3 protein-coding genes are annotated in these 1,368 nt (G+C 57.4%); 2 read left to right on the forward strand and 1 reads right to left on the reverse strand.

Annotated elements, in window-relative coordinates; all coding sequences use genetic code 11:
- Window positions 1-179, reverse strand: a 179-nt coding sequence (locus BUB78_RS21645) for a winged helix-turn-helix transcriptional regulator (RefSeq protein ID WP_139279421.1), incomplete at its 3' end; no start/stop codon positions are given.
- A 123-nt stretch (window positions 180-302) separates the two neighbouring features.
- On the opposite strand from BUB78_RS21645, the gene BUB78_RS19975 reads away from it, so the two are divergent.
- Together BUB78_RS19975 and BUB78_RS19980 are read left to right on the forward strand one after the other, a co-directional pair.
- Window positions 303-926, forward strand: a complete 624-nt coding sequence (locus BUB78_RS19975; protein WP_073201179.1) for a glutathione binding-like protein — start codon at window positions 303-305, stop codon at window positions 924-926.
- Window positions 923-1,297: a nuclear transport factor 2 family protein gene (locus BUB78_RS19980; protein ID WP_073201181.1), complete on the forward strand. Its 375-nt coding sequence runs from the start codon at window positions 923-925 to the stop codon at window positions 1,295-1,297. Before BUB78_RS19975 ends, BUB78_RS19980 begins: the two co-directional genes overlap by 4 nt.
- Window positions 1,298-1,368 lie beyond the last annotated feature (71 nt).

Genomic DNA, 1,368 nt, shown 5'->3' on the forward strand with positions numbered 1-1,368 from the left:
AGCACCTTGGCCGAAATTGGCGGAATGTCGGTGCGCAACTCGTTAAAGCGGCGCGGGCCGGCACGCAGCGACCAGATGACGTTGGCCGCCCACGCGCCTGAGATCACGGCCATGCAATGCGTCAGCATACATGGCAGTGGCGGATCGGGGCTTTGGTTCCTGCGGACTTTGAGGGGCATGTTGGGTGACCAGGTTTCTTTGAGGTAACTGGATAATTGGGTATCCCCTAGAAACCAAGTTGTCAACGGTTATTGAATGCGCCATCTCTGGCCCATCAACCCAACCAACTGGAGCTATGACAGATGAAACTTTACTACAAACCCGGTGCTTGCTCGATGGCATCCCACATCATCCTGAACGAACTTGGCGTCTCGTTCGACCTAGACAAAACAGACACCGACGCGAACACGACCGAAGCGGGCGGCGATTTCCTCAGGATCAGCCCGAACGGCTATGTTCCGGCGCTTGTGACCGATGACGGCGATATCATCACCGAAAACCCCGCTGTTCTTCAGTATCTGGCGGATCAGTCACCCGATGCTGGCCTTGCGCCCCCGAACGGCACCTTGGCGCGCACCCGGCTCCAGGAAACGCTCAACTTCTTGTCGTCAGAACTGCACACATCCTTTGGGCCGTTTTTCTCGGGTGTCGAGCTGGATGATGCGCGGCGCAAAAAGGCCGACGCAGGTGTCCAACGCCGGGCCGCTCATATCGAGCGAAGCCTCGCAGACGGACGTGACTTTCTCATGGGTGACACCTTCACCGTTGCGGACGCCTATGCCTTTGTCGTGCTCAATTGGGCAGGTTTTGTCGGAGTGAGCCTTGACGCGCATCCGAAAACCCAAAGCTACGTCGCACGTATCGCGGCACGTCCCGCCTCGATCAAAGCGATGATTGCCGAGGGCCTGATGGAGCAGGCAGCATGACTGCATTTGCCGCAGTAACCGGCGTGCTAGAGACCTATTTCGATGGTCTCTACCACGCCGACATTGAAAGGCTGGGAACCGCGTTTCACCCAAAAGCGATCTACGCAACGGCGGACGAAACGCCGTTGCTCTATCGCACGATGGATGACTATTTCCCGGTGGTGGCAAAGCGCGTGTCCCCTGCCGCGCGCGATGAACCCCGGCGTGATGTGATCGACTCCATAGAGTTTGCGGGGGAAAACACCGCCTTTGCCCGTGTGCGGTGCTCCATTGGCACAAAAGATTTCATCGACTTCCTGACCCTTGTGCGAACCGATGGCGCATGGCGGATCATGGCCAAAATTTTCCAAATCACTGAACGCGAAAGCTGAAAGGAACCGATATGCCCTATGTAAACATCAAGGTGACGCGCGAAGGCGTCACCCCCGATCAGAAGGCCGAG

This window comes from Roseovarius marisflavi, assembly GCF_900142625.1.
GTDB classification, from domain to species: Bacteria; Pseudomonadota; Alphaproteobacteria; order Rhodobacterales; family Rhodobacteraceae; genus Roseovarius; species Roseovarius marisflavi.

What these genes read in the sequence shown, in the direction of transcription:
- BUB78_RS19980 (WP_073201181.1), top strand. Translation starts at nt 923, where the DNA reads ATGACTGCATTTGCCGCAGTAACCGGCGTGCTAGAGACCTATTTCGAT.
- BUB78_RS19975 (WP_073201179.1), top strand. Translation starts at nt 303, where the DNA reads ATGAAACTTTACTACAAACCCGGTGCTTGCTCGATGGCATCCCACATC.